This is a genomic window from Asaia sp. Ae19-3, assembly GCF_059801175.1.
In genome coordinates, this window is record NZ_JBCHWF010000001.1 from 3,169,674 (window position 1) to 3,193,196 (window position 23,523).

The 23,523-nt window shown below is 59.0% G+C and carries 12 protein-coding genes and 1 riboswitch; of the genes, 5 read left to right on the top strand and 7 right to left on the bottom strand.

The features are described from left to right. Nucleotides 1-57: 57 nt before the first annotated feature. Nucleotides 58-2,595 (bottom strand): TonB-dependent receptor plug domain-containing protein, encoded by a 2,538-nt coding sequence (locus AAID99_RS14015; protein WP_229719827.1) that lies wholly within the window; start codon nucleotides 2,593-2,595, stop codon nucleotides 58-60. A gap of 671 nt (nucleotides 2,596-3,266) precedes the next feature. Here AAID99_RS14015 and AAID99_RS14020 point away from each other — a divergent pair. Then, a complete protein-coding gene (locus tag AAID99_RS14020; protein WP_188426786.1) occupies nucleotides 3,267-5,357 on the top strand; it encodes a S46 family peptidase in 2,091 nt (696 codons plus the stop codon). A gap of 123 nt (nucleotides 5,358-5,480) precedes the next feature. On the opposite strand, the gene AAID99_RS14025 is transcribed toward AAID99_RS14020, so the two are convergent. Both AAID99_RS14025 and AAID99_RS14030 read right to left on the bottom strand, forming a co-directional pair. Then, nucleotides 5,481-6,344, bottom strand: a complete 864-nt coding sequence (locus AAID99_RS14025; RefSeq protein ID WP_498494192.1) for an SDR family oxidoreductase — start codon at nucleotides 6,342-6,344, stop codon at nucleotides 5,481-5,483. Nucleotides 6,345-6,476: 132 nt separating this feature from the next. Further along, nucleotides 6,477-7,847 carry an NAD-dependent succinate-semialdehyde dehydrogenase gene (locus tag AAID99_RS14030; RefSeq protein WP_188426788.1) on the bottom strand — a complete coding sequence of 457 codons (1,371 nt, stop codon included), beginning with the start codon at nucleotides 7,845-7,847 and terminating at the stop codon, nucleotides 6,477-6,479. 199 nt (nucleotides 7,848-8,046) lie between these two features. Next, nucleotides 8,047-8,258, top strand: a riboswitch (cobalamin riboswitch). Between the two features lie 96 nt (nucleotides 8,259-8,354). On the opposite strand from AAID99_RS14030, the gene AAID99_RS14035 reads away from it, so the two are divergent. Further along, the gene (locus AAID99_RS14035) at nucleotides 8,355-9,395 is read left to right on the top strand and encodes a HoxN/HupN/NixA family nickel/cobalt transporter (RefSeq protein ID WP_498494194.1); all 1,041 of its coding nucleotides are present in this window, start codon (nucleotides 8,355-8,357) and stop codon (nucleotides 9,393-9,395) included. 45 nt (nucleotides 9,396-9,440) lie between these two features. On the opposite strand, the gene AAID99_RS14040 is transcribed toward AAID99_RS14035, so the two are convergent. Next, nucleotides 9,441-12,686 (bottom strand): TonB-dependent receptor, encoded by a 3,246-nt coding sequence (locus tag AAID99_RS14040; protein WP_188426790.1) that lies wholly within the window; start codon nucleotides 12,684-12,686, stop codon nucleotides 9,441-9,443. 1,008 nt (nucleotides 12,687-13,694) lie between these two features. On the opposite strand from AAID99_RS14040, the gene AAID99_RS14045 reads away from it, so the two are divergent. The 3 genes from AAID99_RS14045 (at nucleotide 13,695) to AAID99_RS14055 (ending at nucleotide 20,100) form a co-directional block, all read left to right on the top strand. Continuing rightward, nucleotides 13,695-15,389: an NAD(P)-binding protein gene (locus AAID99_RS14045; protein ID WP_498494195.1), complete on the top strand. Its 1,695-nt coding sequence runs from the start codon at nucleotides 13,695-13,697 to the stop codon at nucleotides 15,387-15,389. Between the two features lie 95 nt (nucleotides 15,390-15,484). Further along, nucleotides 15,485-19,054 carry a pyruvate:ferredoxin (flavodoxin) oxidoreductase gene (gene nifJ, locus AAID99_RS14050; RefSeq protein WP_498494307.1) on the top strand — a complete coding sequence of 1,190 codons (3,570 nt, stop codon included), beginning with the start codon at nucleotides 15,485-15,487 and terminating at the stop codon, nucleotides 19,052-19,054. Nucleotides 19,055-19,143: 89 nt separating this feature from the next. After that, a complete protein-coding gene (locus tag AAID99_RS14055; RefSeq protein WP_188426793.1) occupies nucleotides 19,144-20,100 on the top strand; it encodes a bifunctional enoyl-CoA hydratase/phosphate acetyltransferase in 957 nt (318 codons plus the stop codon). Nucleotides 20,101-20,200: 100 nt separating this feature from the next. Here AAID99_RS14055 and ureC read toward each other — a convergent pair whose 3' ends face one another. The 3 genes from ureC to urtE form a co-directional block, all read right to left on the bottom strand. Further along, nucleotides 20,201-21,916 (bottom strand): urease subunit alpha, encoded by a 1,716-nt coding sequence (gene ureC, locus AAID99_RS14060; RefSeq protein ID WP_267310232.1) that lies wholly within the window; start codon nucleotides 21,914-21,916, stop codon nucleotides 20,201-20,203. A gap of 17 nt (nucleotides 21,917-21,933) precedes the next feature. Beyond that, nucleotides 21,934-22,689, bottom strand: coding sequence for an urease subunit beta (ureB, locus tag AAID99_RS14065; RefSeq protein WP_498494196.1), 756 nt, complete (start codon nucleotides 22,687-22,689; stop codon nucleotides 21,934-21,936). A gap of 138 nt (nucleotides 22,690-22,827) precedes the next feature. Beyond that, the gene (gene urtE, locus AAID99_RS14070) at nucleotides 22,828-23,523 is read right to left on the bottom strand and encodes an urea ABC transporter ATP-binding subunit UrtE (RefSeq protein ID WP_188426796.1); all 696 of its coding nucleotides are present in this window, start codon (nucleotides 23,521-23,523) and stop codon (nucleotides 22,828-22,830) included.

The following is a 23,523-nucleotide window of genomic DNA, read 5'->3' on the forward strand; positions in this document are numbered from 1 at the left end:
GCATGAAGCCGGAGGTGTTTCCACCCCCGGCTTCATCAGACCGCTAAAGGAAGCAGGTCAGAGGCTGGCGCTGATGCGGCCGAAATAATAGCCCCCGGTAAACGGCACCTGATTGGAGAACTGGTCATACATCGAGCCACCGGCAGGGACGAGATTGCCGGGCAGACGACGGGGGCGCACGTTGAACACGTTGTTGACGCCAATCGTCGCATGGACACGCGAGGTGATCTTGTAACCGATCTCAAGATCGGTCAGCCAGCGAGGGGTGTTCTTGAACTGGCCGAAGCAGGTCGTGGAGTAGCGCAGCGCACCGCCGCCGGGGCAGGTAGCCGAGGCAGGCGTCCAGTCCTGATAGGTCATCATGTTGGTGGTCTCGCCATAACGGCTCTGGCGGATATTCACGTCCCACTTGCCGATGGTCCACAGCGCGTTGAGGATGATCTTGCTGCGGGGCGTTGCGGTTGTGATGTAGCCGATGGTCTGGTCGTTGAGCAGCGGCTTGCCGATGGTCGAGACGCCGTTGTGATGCAGGCGGGTGCGGTTGAGGTTGAAGGCCGCCACAAGCGCCACATTGCCGTATTCATGCAGGTGCAGAAGATAATCGGCCTTGATGTCCAGACCCTGGGTGCGGGTGCTCGCCCCGTTGGAAAGGAAATAGGCTGAAGAGGCAGCGGCGTTGGTAGCCGTCGGGGAGACGTCGAAGCCAAAGGAGCGGATGGCATCGAGCGCCTGGGCGCCGCGTACTGTGCCACCCTGAACGATACGATCGCGCAGATTGATCTGATAGACGTCTGTCTCGACATGCAGGCCGCGCACAGGCTCCATGGTGAAGCCGGCGCTGGCATTGACCGAGCGCTCCGGCTTCAGGCCCTGAGCGCCCAGTGATCGGGCGGCTGCCGATTCAACCGGAAGCTGACCGCCGACACTGCCCGTGCCCGCAAAAATGTTCAGACGGCTGAAATGCGATTCCTGCAGGGTCGGGGCGCGGAAGCCGTTTGCGATGGTGCCGCGCAGTGCAAAGCGATTGGTGAAATCGTAGCGTGCCGAAAGCTTGCCGTTTTCGGTGTTGTCGGTGTCGGTGTAATATTCATACCGTCCGGCCACATCGATCGAGAGCTTGCGCGTGGGGCGGAATGTCGCATCGACATAGGCCGAGTAGATATTACGATACCAGGTGCCAGCCGATTGCGGAGGAATACCGGCATGTTCGACCGGGCCGCCATCGAGATAGGATTCCGGATTGCCTGAAATGATCTGGTAGGAGTCCAGACGATGCTCACCACCGAAAGCGAGGCTGACAGGCATGGACCAGATCTTGAAGCCGCGACGCAGATCGAGATTATTCGTCCATTGCGTGTTTTTCTGGGTGTAATCCCAGAACTTGCTCGGCGAATAGCCGGTGCGGGCGAGCTGGCCGAGATTGACGACGTCGCGAATGCTGATGCGTGAATTATCGCCGCCATAGACGGTGGATAGATTCCAGTCGAAACCGAAAAGATTCTCGCCCTTCAGGCCCAGCTCTGCAGCGTAATCGAGTTCGTCATCACCCGTGATCGGGCGCAGTTCGGAAATGCCAGCCGCCGGTACGACATAGGGATATTTATAGGCCATCATCTCTGCATGGCGATAGCCAAGCGTGGCCTGACCATAAAGCTCGACGCCCGCCGCAAGCGGCTTGCCGAAATTCAGGGCGAAGGTCTCGCGCGTTTCCTTGGGCGTGCTCAGATAATCGGTCTTGCGGCCGCGCCAGCTCTCTGAACCGGGCTTGACGCCCACGAAATAATTCTTGGTGTCGGCACCAGCGGGCCAGTAGCCGAGCAGCGCGTGGTCCGGCCCCCAGGCGATGGCGTGCTGCGTCTGGTAGAACTGGGCGCCGAGATGGACATAGCCATCCTTGCCAAGCTTGAAGCCACCATCGGCGTCGAGCTGGTATTGTTCACCGCTGCCGAGATAGGCATTGGCGCCGCCCTGGCCGCTGAGTGTCAGGCCGTGATCCTTTTTCTTCGTAATGATGTTGACCACGCCTGCGATGGCATCAGAGCCATACATGGCTGCCGCACCGTCTTCGAGCACCTCGATATGGTCGATCATGTTGCCCGCGAGCATGTTCAGATCGACACCCGAGGAGGCAAATTGCGGGCCGGGCTTCTGCACGATATTGGCCGTGGAATGACGGCGCTTGCCATCGACCAGAACCAGCGTTTCATTGGGTCCCAGACCACGCATCTGGATGGATGAAACGAGCGAGTTCGTGTTCGACCCTCGAGCGCTCATGGTGATGGACGGATAGGTGCGTGTCAGCGCATTGGCGACGTTGAGTTCGCCCGAACGCTCAAGCGTCTTGGACGAAATCACGACGACCGGGCTGATGCTCTGGCGCGCCTTGACGTGGCTCTCACGCGTGCCGGTCACGACCACCTGTTCGGCATCGTCCGACGGTCTGACGAATTTGTTCTTCTTCGTCAGTGCGGTCGCCTTGTCGGCTTTTTTCTGGGTGACTTCCTGCGCCTCGGGAGAAGCGGCTGCTTCGGCGCTCCGGCTCACGAATGGCGTGCAGGCAGTCGTTGCAACGAGGAACAGGGCAAGTCTTTTCACCGGTCTCTCCGACACGTCTCTGGATGTAACGGGTCGCAAAAGCGTTGCCGGGGCTGTCTGAGTAAAGTTAAGCTTTTATGGCAATATGTCGTATTATTTCCGGTATTTGATAGAGTATTTCAGGGCGCGAAGGGTCGATAAATCCTGACTCCCGCTTCGTCGTATTTTGAGAGAAGAGGAATGATAAAGGATTTGCGAATTCTCTCATTCGTCGCGGATAAAACGAATTCGCTTCATGTCCGGCGTAATTTCAAAGCGAGACGAGCATCACTTTAGGCCCGCTGTTAATGGTCACTAGGGTGCATTGTCATTGGTCCGAATGGAAAACGTCTCCTGTAAATTCTGAAACGTCATGTAACTACTTTGTAAAAACTGTTTCATTCTTTCCGGGCGGGTATCGGGTCGGGCAGGCAGGATATTGCCATCATGGCTGCCCGTTCCGGCGCTGTCATGAATTTGTCATGGTGTTCTTCCCTTGCTGTGACAGGGAAAATCGTAATGTTGCGGCCTCGATATAAAAGAGATCGATCAGGGCGCCGGATTCCGTCGCGGGTCGCGGCGGCGGTCTGGTGATGGCACTCCGGCAAGACGATACGTTCTCGCCCGGTTGCAAATCGCATCGCGATATGGATTGATACATTATATCATTATCCAGTCGCGAGTTTCGAGCCATGTCCTTCAAACGATCCCCGCTTCTGCTTTCCTCTGCGCTTGTCGGTGCTGTCGCCTTTGCGGGCACGGCACATGCGGATGAAGGCATGTGGACCTTCGACCACCTCCCCAAAGCCGCCTTGCAGAAAAGCTATGGCTTTACGCCCGATGCCAGCTGGATCCAGCACGTGGTCCAGTCATCGGCGCGTCTGGCAGAAGGGTGCTCGGCCTCGTTCGTGTCCGGTGACGGGCTGGTGATGACCAATCACCACTGCGCCAATTCCTGTCTCGCAGCCCTGTCGGACAAGGATCACGATTATTTCCGTGACGGGTTCACGACCAGGGATCTGGCCGACGAGCGTCAGTGCCCCGGTATGGAACTCGACCGTCTTGATACGATGAAGGATGTTTCCGGCCCCGTAGCCGACGCCACAAAGGGCAAGCAGGGCGCGGCCTATGCTGCGGCCCTTCAGGAAGTGGAAAGCAAGCTCACCAAAGATTGTATCGGTGGTGATGACGCCCATTGGCGCTGCGACATGGTCTCGCTCTATCATGGTGGACAGACCGCGCTTTACCGCTACCGCCGTTACAAGGATGTGCGCGTGGTCATGGCGCCCGAGCAGGGTATCGCGTTTTTCGGGGGTGACCCCGATAATTTCGATTACCCGCGTTATGATATCGATCTGTCGATGCTGCGTGTCTATGAGGGCGGCAAGCCGGTGCATACGCCTTACCTGCAATTCGACCCGGCAGGCCCGAAGGCGGATGATCTGGTCTTTACATCTGGCAATCCGGGGCGCACGCAGCGAGGCCTTCCGGCGGCGGCTCTCGCTTTTCAGCGTGACGTGATCAATCCGACCGTGATTGCCTTGTATTCGGTGCGCGAGGGCATGTTGTGGCAGTATGGGCGCGAGAGCGCCGAGCATGCCAAGCAGGCTGAAGACATTTTGTTTGGTGTCCAGAACGCCCTGAAATCCTTTTCCGGCACGCAATCGGCGCTGCAATCGAGCGATATTATTGCCCGTCGTGCCAAAGAAGACGCTGACCTTCAGGCATGGATCGACGCTGATCCGGCCAGAAAATCGGCTTATGGCGAGCCTTTCAAGGCGGTCGATCAGGCCATTGCCCTCGAAAAAGATTTGTTCACGCGCAATCTCGCACTGAGCATGGTCTTTGGTGGGGCACTCAATAATGTCATGGCTCTGGTGGAGGGCGCGAACGAGCGCAGCAAGCCCGATGCCAAGCGTCATTCCGGGTTTCATGACGCGCAGCTTGGAGAGATCGAGACGGCGCTTGGCGCAAAGGAGCCGTTTTACCCCGAACTCGAAACCGCTCTCTTCGCGCTGCGTCTGACAAGCCTGCGTCAGACCATCGGTGCCGATGATGCGCTCGTGCATCTGGCGCTTGGCAACGATGCCCCCGATGAACTCGCTGCCCGTCTGATCAAGGGCACGAAAATGGGCGATCCGGCGGCGCGACTGGCGCTATGGAAGGGCGGTCTGAAGGCTGTCGAGGCCTCGAATGATCCGCTGGTCGTTTTCGTCCGCAAGCTTTACCCAAGCTATGCTGCGCTGCGTGAGCAGATGCGCAATGAGGTTACTGCACCCTTGCACAAGGCCCAGGGCGATATTGCGCGTGCCCGCTTCGCTCAGGCCAAGGCTGATGGGCGTCTCGATACGCTCTATCCTGACGCCACGTTCTCGCCGCGTCTTTCCTATGGAACGGTCAAGGGCTGGCGCAAGAACGGTGTCGATGTGGCGCCCTTCACCGATTTTGCCGGGATGTACCATCATGCTACCGGCAGCGAGCCTTTTGCCCTGCCCAGGCGCTGGCTCGACGCCAAGGATGAAGTCAATCCGTCGACGCATCTCGATTTCGTCTCGACCAATGACATCGTGGGTGGCAATTCCGGTTCGCCGGTCATCAGCCGAGAGGGCAAGGCTGTCGGTCTGATTTTCGACGGTAATCTGCCCAGCCTTGCTGGCGATCTCTATTACGACATCAGCAATAACCGTGCGGTCGCGACGGATACGAGCGCCATCATCACGGCATTGAAGATTGTCTATCATGAAGATGGACTAGCCAGCGAGCTGATCAACGGCCATCGCTGAACGTGGTCTCTGCGGGGCGCTGCCCCGCACCCCGGAAAGGGGCAGGCCCCTTTCATCCCTGGTAGAGGGCTTCCAAAGGGCGACAGCCCTTTGGCGGGGTGATGGGGCCATGGCCCCATACACTCAGATAACCGGCGTACCACCCGTCACGGCGATGGTGGCGCCCGAGATGTAGCTTGCTTCATCGCTGGCGAGCATCACATAGGGGGCAATCAGCTCGACAGGCTGGCCAGGACGGCCGAGCGGTGTGTCGGCACCGAACTCATGCACATGATCGCCATGCATCGTGGCGGGAATGAGCGGGGTCCAGATCGGCCCGGGGGCGACGGTGTTCGAACGGATGCCCTTCTCGCCGAGAAGCTGGGCGAGACCACCGCTGAAATTCTGGATGGCGGCCTTGGTTGCTGAATAGGCCAGAAGGCGCGGCTTGGGGCTGTCGGCATTGACCGAGATCGTATGAATGATCGACGCCCCGCTTTTCATATGGGCGACAGCATGCCGTGTGAGGCGGAAGGTCGCACCGATATTGGTGGCGAAAGTGTCATCCCATTCGTCTTCGGAAATATCTTCCAGCGCGAGACGCTCGACCTGAAAGGCAGCGTTGTTGACGAGGACATCGATGCGCCCGAAGGCAGCGACAGTCTCGTCCACGACGGTCTTGCAGATTGCGCGTGATTTCAGGTCGCCGGGATGCAGAAGCGCCTTGCGGCCTGCCTTCTCGATCCAGCGCGCCGTCTCTTGTGCGTCCTTTTCTTCTTCGGCAAGGAAGGAGAGGGCGATATCGGCACCTTCGCGGGCAAAGCCGATGGCGACAGCGCGGCCGATACCGGAATCGGCACCCGTGATGAGGGCAATCTTGCCCGTCAGACGTCCGGAACCCTGATAGCTGCTTTCACCATGATCAGGCAGCGGGGTCATGGCCTCGGTCTGACCGGGGATACGGTCCTGGAGAGGGGTGTCGAAAGGGGGCTTGGGGAAAGTCGTCATGATGAACACCTTCGTGCGGGAGAAGGAAAAAAGCGCGGCCCGCGGCCTGCCTGTGTTCATCGCGAAAACGTGAGGTTTAGTTCCGTGGCAAAGGATATCAGGGGTGAAAACCCCTGATATCCGGATCATCAATCAGGCTGAGCGGATCAGTTTGTGATTGACGAATTCCTCGATCCCGTTCGAAGAAAGCTCACGGCCATAGCCGGAATTCTTGACACCACCGAAGGGCAGCTCGGGAGCGGTGCCTGTCGGCTCGTTGATGAACACCATGCCGGTCTCGATGCGTTCGGCAAGCTTGCGGCCACGCTCGACATCGCTGGTATGGATCGAGCCACCCAGACCGTAAGGCGAGTCATTGGCCAGTGCGATGGCGGCATCGTCGTCAGCCACGGGGTAGACGATGGCGGCCGGACCGAAGATCTCTTCGTAGAAGATCGGGTTATCCTTGGTCACGCCGGTCAGCAGCGCTGCCTGCATGAAGAAGCCTTCGCGGTCGAGCTGCTTGCCGCCCACGACCAGCTTCGCACCGTTAGAGACGGCCTTTTCGACCTGGCTCAGGGCCAGCTTCATGGCGTTTTCGCTGCTCATCGGCCCATGGGTCACGCCCTGTTCCAGTGGGTCGCCATAGCGGAACTCGGCGATGGCATCGGAGAGACGACGGACGAACTCGTCGGCAAGCGATTCATGCACGATCATGCGTTTGGCTGCTGTGCAGACCTGACCGTTATTGGACATGCGACCGGCAACAGCGTTGGGGATCACCTCATCCAGATTGGCGTCTTCGAGCACGATGAACGGGTCGGAACCGCCAAGCTCAAGCGTGGTCTTCTTGAGCGCCTTGCCTGCCTGGGCGGCGACCGCGCTGCCCGCACGCTCGCTCCCTGTCAGGGCAACACCGCGGACTTCGGGGCGGGCGATCAGCTCTTCAGATACATCGTTGTCGATGAAGAGATTGGTCCATGCTCCCTTCGGGGCCCCGGCTTCGACGAACAGGGCCTCGAAGGCGAGCGCACATTGCGGTACGCCGGGCGCGTGCTTGGCCAGCACGACATTGCCTGCCATCAGGTTCGGGCCAGCGACGCGGGCGAGCTGGTAATAAGGGAAGTTCCAGGGTTCCACGCAGTAGATGACACCCAGAGACTGGCTCAGCACGGTGGCACGTCCCTTGGCGACTTCAATCTCGCGCGGAGCGAGGAATTTCTCTGCGTTCTCGGCGTAATAGCGCAGGATTTTTGCTGAAAGCTCAGTTTCCGCGATGGATTCCGGCAATACCTTGCCCATTTCGATGGCGATGAGGCGTGCGTATTTTTCCTTGTTCTGCTCAAGGATTTCCGCAGCCTTCAGCACAATGGCCTTGCGCTCGTCAAAGCTGCGATGGCGCCAGTCGCTGTTATAAAACTCGTGGGCAGCCTCGAGTTTCTCGAAGGCCTGGGCCTTGGTGTGAAGCTCGAATTCGCGCTCGGTCTTGCCGGTTGCCGGGTTGATTGTCCGATAAAGGCTCATCGTGATGGCTCCTTTCTTGAGGACCCCCGGCCTCACGGTCGGGTGATCTGCATGGTTTCAGAAAGGCCGAGCCGCGGGATGGTTGCGTGATTTTTTATGCGAAAGACTGTGTCAGCGGGGGCAGGAGCATGGCGATGCAGCGCAGAAAACAGGGAATCAGACAGGGGAATTGGCTTGGCTTTCAGGGCTGTGAGTGGTTACTTCCGTTTCTGTCGAAGGTCTCGCGCAAGCGAGTGAAAAGGGAATGCCGAACGGGCTGGCAGATCCGCTCAGGATCGGGCTTGCGGCGGCAGCTGTCCCCGCAACTGTGAGCGGTGAGTTCCTGCTCGGGCCACTGGGAGCGTGCTTCCGGGAAGGCGCAGGATATGATGACCCGCGAGCCAGGAGACCTGCCTTCGTCTTTGCTGCCATGGCAGCCGGACGGGACGATCCGGCAGCCGGAGACCAGGTTTTGTTCAATCACGCGTTTGAAAGCCCCTTGCGCCACCGGACAGGGATGACGCGCTCATGACGATGGTGAGCGGGGGGATAAACCCGCCTGAGAAAAGCCTGCGTCTGCGTATCTCGATCCTTGGCCTGTGTCTGATACTGGTCAATCTGGGCTTGTGGATCTGGAGCTTCCTCCTGCTGCGTGACAGGCCTCTTCTGCTTGGCAATGCCTTGCTGGCTTATGGTTTTGGCCTGCGTCATGCAGTCGATGCCGATCATATCGCGTCAATCGATAACGTAACGCGTAAGTTCATCCAGATGGGGCGTCAGCCGCTTCTGACAGGGTTCTGGTTTGCCATCGGTCATTCTCTTATCGTTGTGCTGGCGGCGTTGGGAACGGCATTGCTGTCTCAGGCGATGCAGGACCGTTTTGGCGCCTGGCGTGATATCGGCAGCGTGACCGGCACGCTGATTTCAGCCGGCTTTCTGTTTGCGCTGGCGATAACGAATTTCATCGTGCTGCGTGGCGCCTGGCGTGCCTGGCGTCATGTGAAGTCTGGCGGTGCGGTTGAGGAAATCGACATCGATGCGTTGCTGGCCAAGGGGGGGCTGCTGGCCCGTCTGCTGACGCCGCTTTTCAGGCTCGTCTCCAGAAGCTGGCATATGGTGCTGCTTGGCTTCTTGTTCGGTCTGGGCTTCGATACGGCGACAGAGGTGTCCCTGCTCGGCCTGTCTGCCTCTCAGGCCAGTCATGGCGTTTCGGTTGCGACCATCATGATCTTCCCGGCGCTTTTTGCAGCTGGCATGGCCCTGATCGATACGGCTGATGGCGTGCTGATGCTCGGGGCCTATCGCTGGGCGTTTGTCGATCCACTGCGCAAGCTGCGCTACAATATCATCATCACCCTGATCTCGGTCATTGTGGCTGTCGGGATCGGCAGCATCGAAACGCTGAAACTGCTGGGAGACAAGATCGGCTTCGAAGGGCGTTTCTGGCAGCTCGTTTCACTGGTGAGTGACAGTTTCAACCAGATCGGCTTTATCGTGATCGGCCTCTTCGTGCTGGCCTGGATGGCCTCGCTGATCTTTTATCGCGTCGACAGGCGTCGCCGGGGATAAAGTCCGAACCGCCCCATCGACACATGAGTTTGCCTTGCGGCGGCGTCAGAAACTGGCGCCGATACGCATCTGGAAGCTGCGCCCTATCAGGGCTTCATAGTAACGGGTGAGGTTGTAGATGCCGGAATCTTTCGGCAGGGCATCGGTGATATTGTTGATCACGAAATTCGTTGAAAGGTTTTTCGTGATTTCGTAGCCGAGCGAGAGATTGAACTGGGCAAAGGCCGGGCGCTTATTGGCCTCATAACGTGTGGAGGGCACCTGAAGCATGAAAAGGCTCGGCCCGTACCACATCGTCTGCCATTGCGCCGTGAGCGCGCCGCGCTGCCAGGTGGTGTTGAGTGTGAAATTATCCTTGGGCGACGCCGTGCTTCCCGCCAGCAGATAGGTGGTGGAGAGGTAACGCTGCTGGCTTTTGAGGTAATGAACGTAATTGCCCTGCAGATCGACCGTGCCGAAATTGTCGGACAGGCCGAGGCGTCTGAGAGGCAGGATATAATCAAGCGTCGTCTGAAGCGCCTGCGTTTCATAGCTGGCGATATTATAATAGCCGGACTGGAACGAGGTGATCTGTCCGGAGGAATTACGCCTGAAGGTCGAGCAGAACGGGTTGCTCTCATAATCGGCGGAATCATAGCAGGCAGCGAGCAGGTTGCTGGCGCTCAGATAGGTAATGGCGTCAGCAACTTTCACATCGACAAACGAGGCCTTCATGTCGAAACCGCGTATGAAATGAGGGCGAAATTCGAGACTGCCTGTAAAGCTTCTGGAATGTTCATTGCGCAGATGCGCATTGCCTCCTGCTGAGCCCGGTAAAGAGTAGGATTCGAAGTTTGACGTGAAATTCCGGGGCAGGCCCGCCTTTGCACAATTGGCAGCGCGCAGGGCCGGATTGGGGCCAGACGTGATGCTGGCGCTCGAGCAGGGGTCGGTTCCGCTCTCATAGGTGGTCGAACGTGGTGAATAGAGTTCACCGACAGACGGATTGCGAACGGAAACGGCGTAGTTGCCGCTCAGTCCGAAATCGCGCATCGGCCACCAGGATGCGCCCGCCATATAGGTCCAGTAGGCACCGGTGATACTGTTATAAGTCAGGCGCCCATTGGCTGTGAGCGAAAGATGATAGATGCCGGGCATATGCATGCCGGGCGAGACGAGCGGCACGTCGAGTTCGCCAAAGCCCTCATGGGTATGATAGGCGCCGCCCGTGGCCGGAATGACGGCATCATTGCCATATTGTAGCACCGTGCCATCTGCCTGTTCCCAGCCGCTGAGATAGGTGCCGGGGCTGAAATGATAAGCTTCGCGCCGATGCTCGTAACCAAGATCCCAGCGTATAGCGCCAGCAGGAAGTCGGAAAACGGTGGAACTGATTTCAGCCTGCAGATCGCGCTGCGTGTTGCGGTTTGACGAACGCGAGATCGCTGTCACGTAATCGCGTGCGGCCTGGCTCATCTGGTTGTAGCCGAACGGGTTCAGGGGCGCGCAAACGGCGCTACGTGTGGCAATGGGCGCGTTTTCATAACCGGGTGCACATTCGATCGTTCCATCGGCAGCACGCACGGCATTCAGGGCATTGACCAGATTTGGGATGACCAAAGAGGGTTGGGTGGTCACATTGGTGTAGCGTGTATATTCGCCGTTGGTCTTCCATTTGAAGTCGCGGTTCAAAGCCCTGAAATCACCGTGCAAACCACCCTGAAAGCGGAACATCTGCAGGGTGGTGCGGTAATAGCCAGTGTCCAGATCCTGGTTGAGACGGTTCAGATAGAACTGGTCTGTCGGCAGACCATTCGCGGCCAGAGCGTTTTTAATGGTGCTGCTTTCTGTACTGGTCAGATAGGGGTTGTCGGTGCTCAGCGCGAGCGGTCCGTTAACCACCCCTTCAGTAAAATAGCTGCTGCTTTGCGGGCCATCGCTGTTGGATGTCAGGGCATTATCGAAAGCGGCGCTGCTGAAGGTGCCGTTATTGACTTGGTTCGATGAACTGCCTCTGGCATACCAGCCCTGCCATGTGGCGTGGAGATGATCCGTCAGATCATAATGACCCAGAAGCGTGAGATTGAGCCTGTCAGAGGGGGTGCGCATCTGGATGTAATTGCGCAAGGCCAATCCGTCACCGCCGATACCTAGCGCATTATCCCCCTTGAGCAGGGTGCCGCTGTTGAACGGGACGAGTGACTGGCCATTCTGGCTGAAAACCAGAGGTGTGCCGTTTGCGCTGGCAATGCCTGCATCGGCAAGCCCGGCATAGGTCGCGCCGTATAGCCCCCCGTAGACAGGAAGATCGCCGTAATTTCCCGTCAGGGTGGGCATGCCTGTCAGCGAATTCTGTATATAGCGCGTGCCCGGGCCGAGCACGAATGTATAGGGTGAATTCTGCCCCAGCGCGGCGCGATGATAGATGACGGCATTCTCGCCGAAACTGTCAGGCCGGTCACTGGCGAGCATACCCGCCTGGTTACGGTATTCGAGATCGAAAACCAGTCCGCCACGATCATGGTCGAACCCTGTTCCTGCCTTGAAGGCGATCTTCTCGGCTGCGTTGTCGAGTTTCTGCGACCAGTCTCCCTGCGCGTTGAGCGAGACCCCTTTGTAATGATCATCGAGTTCGTAGTTGATCACGCCAGCCACGGCATCGGCGCCATAGGCGGCGCCAGCGCCTCCGAGACGCGTATCGATCGATTTGATCAATGATGTCGGCAGGGCGCTGATATCGACTTCGGAACCCGGCCCGACACCATAGATCGAGGCGGTAGCACCGCCCCCCATGCGCATGCCATCCACAAGTGTAAGGGTGCGCTGTGACCCGAGATTGAGCAGACTGACGAAGGATTGCCCCGCACCGAAAGCGCTCTGGGTGCCGAGAGGCGAGTTGTCGCCAACACTTACCGCCGGATTTTCACGCAGCAGGGCCAGACCCAGATCGAGATAGCCGCGCCGCTGCAACTGGTCTGCACTCAGGGTCGAACCGGCCATGACATTGGTGAGGCGCGATTGTGTGAGTCGTGTTCCGGTAACGTAAAGCATCTCTGTGCCAGAGGGAGGGGCCGTTACGGGAGCAGAAAGGGCTGCTGCCTTGACGGCCACGCTACCGGAGGTCTGCTTCGTGGCATCATGAGGGGCGTGCGCGGTATTGCGTTTTTTTGCATCCAGATGATTGTGTTTCGTTTCCGTATCAGCAACCGCGATGGTAGAAAGCGCGGTGCTTCCGGCCAGAAGAGTGACAAGGAATGTAACGATCTTCTTGTGATGAATACCCAGAATTGCTGCGTGTCCGGGAAGCTTCATCGATCTGGCCTTGTGCTCGTTTTGTGATCTGGGAAACGTTATTTATTGCCTATTCACGATGGGGCGAAACAAGTCTCGCGCTAATGTCGCTGAAATGGCGCGGAATGTTGTATATTAATCACGGTTTTGCGATAGTGAGCACTACTTAATGCAAGGCTGAGCAACAAATTAATGGATTTTCGGGCAGTTGCCGATACTTTGAGGGGACGTTGCGCGTCGAAATACGCGTCTATCCGGATAGTCCTATCTGTATTGCAGAGAGCCCACGTGTAGATACCGGGGGGGGGCGACATTGTCATATTGGCGTGTTATTCCCTTGCCGTCTGGCCTGTAAAATGGAAATTCCCACAACCCTATTCGGGAGGTGTGACCAACCTCCCATGGTCAGCCAAGCCGATATGCAGGGCTGTGCTGCGCGGGTGCCAAAGGCGATGGTGCAGTCTGACAGATTTTGTTCAGTGACGCAGAAGGGATAATGCATCCTGTCTGTGCGCGGTATCATGCGACCGGTATTCTGGAAGGAGGCCAGATCATATGCGTCTGTACGTTTCCTTTCGCTGACATCGGGGCAATATCAGGTAAAAAAAGCAGCCCATTGAGGGGATATGAGAAATTTTTATAAGAAAAATCATAAATCAAGATGAAATACTTATAGTTATATCGTTATTTAATCTACGATAAATTTTATCATTGCTTATAAAAAGTATTTTTTATGATTTTTCATAATTATATTTTATTGTTTGCAAATGAGAAATATCATAATATCCATTACTGCTAGTAAAAATTTATTGTCTCAAATCTTTGTAAAATAAATAGAGCGGTAAGGTAATATTTCCTCAGCCTGATGATAAAAACAACAATGTTGATTTGCATCAATGATCGGAAAATTCTGGGCGCCCACTATGGGGTTATCAGGAACGCGACCTTTCTTATGGTCGCGAAGTCCAGATTTGGTTGATAATTGTTATCAACTTGAGTCGGGATTGAAAGAGGGAATGGATCTTTCCGATGCCGCTGAAGCTGCGCGAACTCAACAGGGCTCTTCATGTCAGAACGCGCGTCGGAGTGGGTAGCCTGCGCTCACGGCGCCCCGACTATGTCTCCTATCTTCCTCCTTGCAATCATGCTTGTCCCGCGGGGGAGAACATCCAGGGCTGGCTGTCTCTGGCTGAAAAGGGAGAATACGAGGCGGCGTGGCGTCTGCTGACGCAGGAAAACGCATTGCCCGCTATTCACGGTCGTGCCTGCTATCATCCCTGTGAAGGTGGCTGTAATCGCGCGGATATGGATGCCCCCGTGGCCATTCATGAGGTCGAGCGTTTCCTGGGCGATCGCGCAATGGAGTCGGGCTGGGTGGTCGAGACTGCTCCCGCTTCGGGCAGGAAGGTACTCGTGGTGGGGTCTGGCCCGGCAGGTCTGGCCTGTGCCTATCACCTTTCCCGCCTTGGTCATGAAGTCGAGATAAGAGAGGCTTCGGCGCGTGCTGGCGGGATGCTGGCCTATGGGATTCCGGCCTATCGACTGCCGCTTTCGGTGCTCGATGCAGAGATTGACCGTGTTCTGTCCATGCCGGGCGTCTCGCTGCGCTGCAATGCGCCGGTGACAGACATACGTAGTGTGATGGAGCAATCCGGGTTCGATGCGGCGTTTATCGCGGTAGGGGCGGCGCGTGCGCTCACCATGGCGCTGCCGGTCGATGGAAAACGCCGCGTGATGGAGGCCATCGATCTGCTGCATCAGGTGCGCGAGGGCGCCCGGCCCGACCTTGGGCAGGTGGTGGCTGTGATCGGGGGCGGCAACGTTGCGATGGATGCTGCCCGCACGGCAAGACGTCTGGGCGCGCAGAATGTGTTCATGGTCTATCGACGCGACCGCGACCATATGAGCGCCCTGTCCGAAGAGATCGAGGCGGCGCAGGAAGAGGGCGTGACCATTCGCTATTGCAGTGTGGTCAGGCATTTCGGCCCCGAAGGTGTCGAGATCGATACGATCACCCTTGGTGCCGATGGCAGTATCACGCCGACAGGTGAAACCGAGATCGTTGCGGCTGACTCGGTCATTCTGGCCATTGGTCAGCATGCCGATCTCTCTCTCTGCGCGGGATTTGCCGATATCGCCATCGGCAAGGGCGATGTCCTGCAGGTCGATCGCGCTTTCATGACCGGGCACGCCGGTATTTTCGCAGGCGGCGACTGTGTGCCGGGAGCGCGCACCATGACCACCGCAACGGGGCATGGCAAACATGCGGCACGTGCCATTGATGCCTTTCTGAAAGGCGAGGCTCTGCCCGAGAAAAAGCCGCGCGATATCGTGACATTCGACATGCTGAACATGCCCACCTTGCTCGAGGCCGGGCGTGAAGAGGCTGTGGAGCTTCCTCCAGCCCGACGGTCGGGGTTTGAAGAGATCATCGCCGGTCTGGCCGAGCACGAAGCACGACGTGAGGCGGGGCGCTGCCTCTCCTGCGGCAATTGCTATGAATGCGATAATTGCTACGCCGCCTGTTCCGAACAGGCGATCACCCGGCTCGGCAAGGGGCAGGGTTATGCGATTTCGGCGGATCTGTGCACGGGATGTGGCGATTGTGCCGCGCAATGCCCCTGCCATGCCATTGCCATGACGCCCGAAGCCGAAGGCAGCGCGACAGCGTCTGACGGGATCGGCGAGCTGGTTTCTCCGACAAAATTCGTGGTGCGGGCATGAGCGCGACAAAAGAGGGCATGAAAATGAGCCGCAAGAATGCAGAAAGCACCGTCAAGGCCGTGCCCGCTCCGGAAACTGGCGCTTCGGGCGCCAGAATGACCACGCTCGATGGCAATGCTGCTGTCGTTCATGTGGCGTATCGCGTGAACGAGATCTGCGCGATCTATCCCATTACCCCCTCTTCACCCATGGCAGAGACAGCCGATAGCTGGGCCTGTGAGGGCGTGAAAAACCTGTGGGGCAATGTGCCCATCGTGCAGGAAATGCAGGCCGAAGGTGGCGCAGCAGGCTGTGTGCATGGTGCGTTGCAGAGTGGCGCCCTGACCACGACATTCACGGCCTCTCAGGGTCTTCTGCTCATGATCCCCAATCTCTACAAGATTGCGGGTGAGCTTTCCTCGACGGTGGTGCATGTGGCGGCGCGCGCCCTTGCCGCCGGGGCATCGTCGATTTTCGGCGATCATCAGGATCTGATGGCGGTGCGCCAGACCGGGTTTGCCCAGCTTGGCGCAGCATCGGTGCAGGAAGGGCATGATCTGGCGATCATCGCCCAGGCGGCGACCCTGGCCTCGCGTGTGCCTTTCATTCATTTCACTGACGGCTTTCGCACGTCGCACGAATATAATTCGCTCGCCCTAGTGCCTGACGACCAGATCAGGGCGATGATTAATGAGGATCTGGTGCGCGCCCATCGCGCCCGCGCACTGAGCCCGGATAACCCTTTCATCCGGGGGACGTGGCAGAACCCCGACACCTATTTTCAGTCACGCGAGGCGGTAAACAGCTTCTATCAGAAGACACCGGCAATCGTGCAGGGAATGATGGACCGGTTTGCGTCGCTGACCGGGCGTCACTACAGCCTGTTTCGCTATGACGGGCCGAAAGACGCAAGGCGCGTCGTCATCGCCATGGGTTCCGGTGCCGAGGTGGTGCGTGAAACGGCAAACTGGCTCAACGCGCAAAACCCGGATGAGAAGATCGGCGCCTTGCAGATCCTGCTCTATCGTCCTTTTGACGCCGAGGCCTTTCTCGCCGCCCTGCCGCGCAGCGTGGAGCGCATAGCGGTTCTGGATCGCACGAAAGAGCCAGGCGCACCGATGGAGCCCCTCCATCTCGAGGTGCTCTCGGTACTCGCCGATGCCGTGGCGACCGGAAGATTTCCCCATATGCCCCGCGTGATTGGCGGGCGATACGGTCTGTCTTCCCGTGACTTCCATCCCGGCATGGCCAAGGCTGTTTTCGATGAACTCGCCCGCCCCGAGCCGAAAAACAGTTTCACCATCGGGCTGATCGACGATGTGACGCATCTGAGCCTTGAGTATGACGAGGCTTTCGACATCGAGCCCGAAGGTACGACACGCTGCCTGTTCTACGGCCTTGGGGCTGACGGGACAGTGGGCGCCAACAAGAACAGCGTCGAGATCATTGGCGAGATAGAGGGGCGCTATGCCCAGGCCTATTTCGATTATGACTCGCATAAATCCGGTGCCGAAACCGCCTCGCATCTGCGCTTTGGCAATGCCCCCATCAATGCGCCCTATCTGATCCGCCATGCCGATTTCGTGGCCTGCCACAAATTCGGCTTTCTTTTTCGGCGTGATCTGCTCGGTGCCGCAAACAGGGGCGGTATCTTCCTGCTGAACAGCCCTTATGGGCCCGATGAGGTCTGGGACCAGCTGCCGCGCAAGGTGCAGGATCAGATCATCGACAAGAAGCTACGTTTCTATGTGGTCGACGCGTCCAGCGTCGCGCAGGAGATCGGTCTCGGCCAGAGAACCAATACGATCCTCCAGACCTGCTTCTTCCATCTGGCGGCAATCCTGCCTGCCGAACAGGCCGTGGCGTCGATCAAGGCCTATATCGAAAAATCCTATGGCGCCAAGGGGCGCAAGATCGTCGAGCTGAACCACAAGGCGGTCGATGCTGCTGTGGCGGCGTTGCATGAGGTGACGGTGCCCGGACGTGCCGAAGGCAGTCGGGAAATGCCAGCCATCGTGCCCCCCGAAGCACCCGGTTTCGTGCAGCGTGTGACGGCTGAGATCATGGCCGGGCGCGGCGAGTTGATTCCCGTCAGCGCGATGCCTGTCGATGGCACTTTCCCCGGCGGCACGACACGCTATGAAAAGCGTAATATCGCGCTCGAAGTACCAGTCTGGGAGCCGGCAAGCTGCATCCAGTGCGGTCAGTGCAGCATTGTCTGCCCGCATAGCGTCATTCGTGCCAAGACCTATGACACTGCGCGTCTGGAAACGGCGCCAGCCCAGTTCAAATCGGCGCCGATCAACGCCAAGGGCTATCCCGACTCCCGCTATACCTTGCAGCTCTACGTCGAAGACTGCACAGGCTGTGGCGTCTGTGTCGAAAACTGCCCGGCCATAGACCCTCAGACGCAGGAACGTGCCATCAACATGGCCGACAAGCTGCCCCTGTTGCAGGGCGAGCGCGAGAATATCGGGTTTTTCGAGAGTCTGCCCGAGATGGATCGCACCCAGGTCAACCCGACCACGATCAGGGGTGTGCAGTTCTATGAGCCACTCTTCGAGTTCAGCGGGGCCTGCGGCGGATGCGGTGAAACGCCCTATCTCAAACTCGTCTCGCAGCTTTTCGGTGACCGTCTGCAAATTGCCAATGCGACAGGGTGCTCGGCCATTTTCGCGGGCAATACGCCGGCCCATCCCTGGAAGGCCAATGCCGAAGGGCGTGGTGTGGCGTGGTCGAATTCCCTTTTCGAGGATAATGCCGAATTCGGTCTCGGCTTTCGTCTTGCCATCGACAAGCAGACGGAGCTTGCACGCAGCCTCGCCGAGCAGATGAAAGAGCGTATCGGCCCCGATCTGGTTCAGGCCCTGCTTGATGCGCCGCAGGAAAGCGAGTGGGATTTCGCCATCCAGCGCGAGCGCGTGTCCACGCTGAAAAAGACGCTGGCAGGCGCGACTGAGCCCGAGGCCGAGATGCTGCTCTCGGTTGCCGATCATCTCGTGCGCCGCTCGGTATGGATCATCGGTGGTGACGGCTGGGCCTATGATATCGGCTATGGCGGTCTCGACCATGTTCTGGCGCAGGACCGCAACGTCAATATTCTGGTGCTGGATACCGAGGTCTATTCCAATACGGGTGGTCAGTCCTCCAAGGCGACGCCACTCGGCGCCTCGGCCAAATTCGCGGCGGCAGGCAAGCGCGTGCCACGCAAGGATCTGGGGCTCCAGGCCGTGTCTTACGGCAATGTGTACGTGGCGCAGATCGCCCTTGGCGCCGACCCGGAACAGGCACTCATCGCCATGCGCGAAGCCGAGGCTCATGACGGGCCATCGCTCATCATCGCCTATTCGCAGTGCATCGCCCATGGCATCGACATGCGCGACGGCATGAAGCAGCAGGCTCGTGCGGTGGCTTCGGGGTACTGGCCGCTCTTCCGCTTCGATCCGGCCATGCGCAAGGAGGGCCTCAATCCGTTCCAGCTGGATTCAACGCGCCCGCGTATCCCGTTCAAGGATTATGCCTATCGCGAACTGCGTTACAAAACGCTCTCGCGCACCAATCCCGAGCAGGCAGAGCATCTACTGCATCAGGCCGAAGCGTCAGCCCTGGAGCGCTATCGCCTTTATGAGGATATGGCGGCCCGCGATGGCAGGCGTTTCCTCCCGCATTGGGAAGACGTGCAGTAAGGCGCGCCAGGAGGGCTTTTTCCCCTCCCGTCCGAAAAGGGGCGGAAAGGGGAGTTTTCAGGCGGGCGCATTTCAGGAAAGAGCGAGCAATGAACACTGTGGCACCCGATGCGGCACAGTTTACCAACAGAACCATTTTTGACGGGCTGATTGCGCGCGCTGCCGCACTTGGTGCCGTGCCTTATGCCATTATCTGGCCCTGTGAGGCGCATGCCCTGGCAGGCGCGCTCCAGGCTGCAGAGCGTGGCATTCTGGTGCCGGTACTGGTGGGTGATTCGACGCTTATCAGCACTGCGGCGCACGAGGCCGGGCTTTCGCTCGCAGGCCATCGCATTGTCGAGGCCGCCACGCCGGCTCTGGCTGTCAAACGGGGTATCGAGCTTGTGCATGGTGGCGAGGTGCATGGTCTGGCCAAAGGCAGCCTTCATACCGACACGCTCATGCATGGTGTGGTAGCACAGGAAAGCGGATTACGCACCGGGCGTCGCATGAGTCATGTGTTCGTCATGGCGGTGGCAAGACGGTCGGAGCCGGTTTTCATTACCGATGCCGCCATCAACATCACGCCCGATCTCACGACAAAGCAGCATATCGTGCAGAACGCCATCGATCTGCACCAGGCGCTTGGCTTTGGCGCACCGCGCGTTGCCATCCTCTCGGCGGTTGAAACCCTCAATCCGAAAATTCAGGGAACGCTCGACGCGGCTTGTCTGAGCAAGATGGCCGAACGCGGCGAGATTACCGGCGGGTTGATTGACGGCCCTCTGGCGCTCGATGGCGCGGTCGATCCGACCGCCGCGAAAATCAAGAACCTGACCTCGCCCGTTGCGGGGCGGGCACAGATACTGGTCGTGCCGGACCTTGAAGCCGGGAATATTGTGGTCAAGGCGCTCAGCTTCCTGGGCCAGGCAAGTTCGGGCGGTATTGTGCTGGGGGCCAGCGTGCCTGTCCTGCTGACAAGCCGCGCCGACAGCATAGAAGCCCGCCTCGACTCAGCGGCTCTTGGCGCTCTTTACGCCCGTGCCCTCAAGGAGCAGGCGGGATAACGAGAAGGCCGCAGTCGCGATGGAATGAGGGCAACGCCTCGCCTCCCAGGCGGAGGCGAGGCAGCGAAGAGGCTGGCTTGTTGGCCAGCCTCTTCTTGCGTCAGAACAGGTTGAATTTGCGGGTCAGGGGCAGGGTTTCTGCGGGTTCGATGCCGATGGCTTCGCCGTCGATGCGTACCTCATAGGTTTTCGGGTCGACCGTTACCTTCGGTGTCGCGTCGTTCAGCTTCATGTCTGCCTTGCCGATGCCACGGCATTTGCGCACGGCTTCGATGCGCTTGCCCAGCCCGTAAGACAGCACGCCCTGCTCCGTGATAGAGGCCTCGCTGACGAACAGGATCGAGGTGCCTGCCGTGCCGCGTGCCTTGGCCGCAAACATCGGGCGCATCAGCACGGGCTGCGGCGTCGGGATGGAGGCATTGGCGTCACCGATCTGGGCAAAGGCAATGAAGCCGCTTTTCAGAACGAGTTCAGGCCGTGTGCCGAAGAAAGCAGGCTGCCAGAGCACCAGATCGGCAATCTTGCCCTTTTCGATCGAGCCGATCAGATGACCCATGCCGTGAGCAATGGCTCCGTTGATCGTGTATTTCGCGACATAGCGCTTGATGCGGAAATTGTCGTTTCGAACGGAATCTTCCGGCAGCTTGCCACGCTGGCGCTTCATCTGGTCGGCAATCTGCCAGGTGCGCGTGATGACCTCGCCCGCGCGCCCCATGGCCTGGCTGTCTGATGTCATCATCGAGATCGCGCCGATATCGTGCATCACCCCTTCTGCCGCGATGGTGTTGGGGCGGATGCGGCTTGCGGCAAAGGCCACGTCTTCGGGGATATGCTTGTCGAGGTGATGGCAGACCATGAGCATGTCGAGATGCTCGGCCACGGTATTGACTGTATAGGGGTTGGTCGGGCTGGTCGAGCTGGTCAGGATATTCGGCTCGCCGCAGACACGCATCAGGTCAGGGGCATGACCGCCGCCAGCGCCTTCGGCGTGGTAGGTGTGAATGGTGCGGCCAGCGAAAGCCTTGATCGAATCCTCTACCGTGCAGCTCTCATTGATCGTGTCGGTATGGATCGTGACCTGCACATCGTAATCATCGGCCATGGAGAGGCAGGTATCGATGGCGGCAGGGGTGGTGCCCCAGTCTTCATGCAGCTTCAGACCGCCAGCACCGGCCAGGATCTGCTCTTTCATGCCGTCAGGCTTGGAGGAGTTGCCGCGCCCGGTGAACACCAGATTGACGGGAATATCGTCCGTCGCCTGCATCATGAGCTTGAGATAGGCGGGGTTTGGCGTGCAGGTGGTGGCAAGCGAGCCGGTTGCCGGACCCGTGCCGCCGCCTACCAGCGTGGTGATGCCGCTCGATGCCGCCGTGAAAGGCTGCTCGGGGCAGATATAATGGAAATGCGTATCCACGCCGCCAGCGGTCAGGATCTTGCCTTCGCCCGAGATCACCTCGGTATTCACGCCGATGATCAAATCGGGGTCCACCCCGGTCATGACGTCGGGGTTACCGGCCTTGCCAATCCCGGCGATCTTGCCGTTCTTGATGCCGACATCGGCCTTCACGATACCGGTATAGTCGATGACCACAACATTGGTGATGACGCAGTCGAGCGCGCGGCTGGAATCGACGCCGGTCATCTGCCCCATGCCATCGCGGATCACCTTGCCCGCGCCGAACATGCATTCATCGCCGTAGCTGATGAAATCCTTTTCGATTTCGGCATAGAGGCAGGTATCGCCCAAGCGGATCCGGTCGCCGGTCGTGGGACCGAACAGGGAGGCGTAATCGGCGCGCGTAATCTGATAAGCCATGATGATGCTCCCCTGTTTCAGTCTTTGTTGGCGAAGGCGCGGGCACCCACGCGATCGAGCGTGTTGCGCCGATTGGCCGCCCCCACCTGACCATCGGCAAGGTTGTTGCCGCCGCGAATGACGCGATTGCCGGCAATATCGATCAGGGTGACAGTCTTGGTTTCGCCGGGTTCAAAGCGGATGGCCGCTCCAGCCGGGACATCCAGACGCTTGCCATAAGCCGCCTCGCGGTCGAATTTCAGCCTCGGATTGGCCTCGACGAAATGGAAATGGCTGCCAATCTGGATGGGGCGCAGATCGGTATTGGTCACGTCGATTTCGAGGGTCGGACGGCCCTCATTGAGCGTCAGCGTGCCCTCATCGGCGTCGATGGCGCCCGACACATCCTCGCCGCCGGGGCCGAACAGGGCGGCATCGGGCAGGGGCAGAAAGCTGCCGAACAGCGCCAGGGCAAGATCGCCCTCGGCACGGGTGATGGGCGACTGCACGGCAACGAGCTTGGTGCCATCGGGAAATGTGCCCTCGATATGCACCTGGGCCACCAGATCGGCCACGCCGGGCTGAACCTCGCGCTTGCCGAGAATGGTACCGCCCATGGCCATGAGCTCGGCTACCGAGTGACGCCCGTCGCGGATCAGTTCGAGCAGCACGGTCGAAATGAGCGCCACGGCTTCGGGGTAGTTCAGCCTCAGCCCGCGCGCCAGACGACGCTGGGCCAGAAGACCTGTTGAAACAAGAGTGAGTTTATCGACTTCATATGGCGCCAGATGCACGATCCTGCCCTTTCGTCCGTGTCGGTTCGCAACCGCGTTTTCGCCCTTGATGGTTAGACAAAAACGGCCGGAACCGGACTACGCATTTCTGCGTAGAGCAAAGGGCACGGGACAAAGGGACAGGACGCAGAGGTGGGGTCAGATCGCCACGTAGCGGCGTACGTCGTCAGCCTCGAGTGTTTCGGCTGCTCCGGATACGACCACACGCCCACGGTCCAGCACGACGATCTGCTGGGCAAGTTCGAAGGCGAAATCGAAATACTGCTCGACCAGAAGAATGGCCATGTCACCACGCTGGCGCAGGCTGTCGATGACGCGCCCGATATCCTTGATGATGCTGGGCTGAATGCCCTCCGTCGGTTCGTCCAGCACCAGCAGTCGGGGTTTGATGACGAGCGCGCGCGCAATGGCAAGCTGCTGCTGCTGGCCACCCGAGAGATCGCCCCCCCGGCGCGCCATCATTTTCGCGAGCACCGGAAACAGGTCAAAAATCTCGTCAGGCAGGCGTCTCTGCCCGCGCGGCAGAAGCGCCAGCCCGGTTTCGAGATTTTCGCGCACCGTCATGAGTGGGAAGATATCGCGCCCCTGCGGCACGGTGGCGATGCCACGACGCGCCCGCTCATAGGCAGGCAGGTTTGTGATATCTTCCCCCTCCCAGGTGATGCGCCCTGACGAGACGGCATGCATGCCGGTCACGGCGCGCAGCGTGCTGGTCTTGCCCACGCCATTACGCCCCAGAAGGCAGGTGACGGACCCCTGATGGGCTTCTAGCGAGACACCGCGCAGGGCAATGGCCGCGCCATAATGCATCTCGATCTGGTCAACAGTGAGCAT

Coding starts and splice junctions, on each gene's coding strand:
- AAID99_RS14020 (WP_188426786.1), top strand. CDS start 3,267: ATGTCCTTCAAACGATCCCCGCTTCTGCTTTCCTCTGCGCTTGTCGGT.
- AAID99_RS14025 (WP_498494192.1), bottom strand. CDS start 6,344: ATGACGACTTTCCCCAAGCCCCCTTTCGACACCCCTCTCCAGGACCGT.
- AAID99_RS14030 (WP_188426788.1), bottom strand. CDS start 7,847: ATGAGCCTTTATCGGACAATCAACCCGGCAACCGGCAAGACCGAGCGC.
- AAID99_RS14035 (WP_498494194.1), top strand. CDS start 8,355: ATGACGATGGTGAGCGGGGGGATAAACCCGCCTGAGAAAAGCCTGCGT.
- AAID99_RS14040 (WP_188426790.1), bottom strand. CDS start 12,686: ATGAAGCTTCCCGGACACGCAGCAATTCTGGGTATTCATCACAAGAAG.
- AAID99_RS14045 (WP_498494195.1), top strand. CDS start 13,695: ATGCCGCTGAAGCTGCGCGAACTCAACAGGGCTCTTCATGTCAGAACG.
- nifJ (WP_498494307.1), top strand. CDS start 15,485: ATGACCACGCTCGATGGCAATGCTGCTGTCGTTCATGTGGCGTATCGC.
- AAID99_RS14055 (WP_188426793.1), top strand. CDS start 19,144: ATGAACACTGTGGCACCCGATGCGGCACAGTTTACCAACAGAACCATT.
- ureC (WP_267310232.1), bottom strand. CDS start 21,916: ATGGCTTATCAGATTACGCGCGCCGATTACGCCTCCCTGTTCGGTCCC.
- urtE (WP_188426796.1), bottom strand. CDS start 23,523: ATGCTCACTGTTGACCAGATCGAGATGCATTATGGCGCGGCCATTGCC.